The organism is Nocardioides sp. P5_C9_2, assembly GCF_054049555.1.
Map to the genome: position 1 here is coordinate 1 of NZ_JBFUMD010000699.1, position 1,379 is coordinate 1,379.

The 1,379-nt window shown below is 75.5% G+C and carries 1 protein-coding gene; it reads right to left on the minus strand.

What is annotated here, in order from left to right:
* The coding region (locus ACXJKL_RS21110; protein WP_457208951.1) for an HAD hydrolase-like protein at nucleotides 1-1,304 on the minus strand (1,304 nt) is incomplete at its 3' end.
* Nucleotides 1,305-1,379 lie beyond the last annotated feature (75 nt).

Here is a 1,379-nt window from a genome sequence, read left to right on the forward strand (position 1 = left end):
ACGCTGCCCCGCTCCCCCAGGTCGCGGACGCGGAGGTCGCTGCTCTCCAGCCCCGCGTCGGCCAGCGCGACCCGGACCGCGGCCTCGGCGCGCTCCACGCGAGCCAACCGGTGCGGGGTCACCTCGATGCCGTAGGCCACCCGCGAGGAGAGGCACGCGGCCGCGGGCTTGTCCCAGGTGGGCAGGCCCCAGCGACGCGAGGCACGGCGTACGTCGTCCTTGGTGAGCCCGGCGTCCAGCAGCGGGGTCACCGCCCCCCGCTCGGCCGCGGCGCGGATGCCGGGGCGGAAGCCGGCCACCGCGTCGTCGGCGTTCGTGCCGGTCGCCACGTGGGCGATGCCCTGCTCGTCGGCCAGCGGCCGCAGGGTCTCGATGAGCTCGGCCTTGCAGAAGTAGCAGCGCTCCCCGGAGTTGGCTCGGTAGCCCTCGCGCTCCATCTCGTGGGTGCGGGGGGTCAGCAGCGGCACCCCCAGCGACGCCGCGAAGTCGCGCCCCGGGYCGCGCTCGACCGCCGGCAGCGAGTCGGAGTAGCCGGTCGCCGCGACCACCCGCTCGGTGCCGAGCGCCCGCACCGCGGCCGCCAGGAGCAGCGCGCTGTCGGCGCCCCCGCTGAACGCGACGACCACCGACCCGAGCTCCCGCAGCCGCGCGTCCAGGGCCGCCAGGCGCTGGTCCAGCAGGTGCTCGTCCAGCCAGTCGGGGAAGTCCTCCAGGGAGTCGAGCACCACGTGGGTGCCGGCGGCGAGGAGCTCCTCGCGGGAGCAGCCGCCGGTGAGCACCGAGACGCTGACGGCGTCGGCGGCGAGGGCACCCTCGACGTCGTGCACGTGGTCGCCCACGTAGATCCGGGCGCCCTCCTCGCGCAGTGCCGCGGCCTTGCCGACGCCCCACACCTCGCCGGCGACGAGGTCGACGTCGAGCGCGAGGTGGTCGACGTGGCGCTGGGCGTTGGGGGCGAACTTGCCGGTCACCAGCAGGGTGCGGCCGCGGTGACGGCGTACGGCGGCGAGCGACTCGTGCGCGCCCGCGAGGACCGGGACCGGGAGGATCGAGTGGTCGGCGTACAGCTCGCGGAAGCGCGCGATCGCCGGTGCGACGTCATCGGCCGCCAGGTGCGGGGCCAGCATGAGGTCCAAGGGCGGACCCAGGCGCGAGGTCAGGTCCCCGATCGGGAGGTCCACGCCGAGCTCCTCGGCGAGGGCCGCGAGGGTCGCCGAGAACCCGGGAACCGTGTCGATCAGGGTCATGTCGAGGTCGAAGCCCACCACGAGCCCGGGGACGCGCTCGGGGGTCGGGGACGTCATGGCGCCAGCGTACGGCGCGGCCCGGGTCGGCCTCGTCGTCACCCGCATTGATTCGGTCCGATGCGCCTGACACCA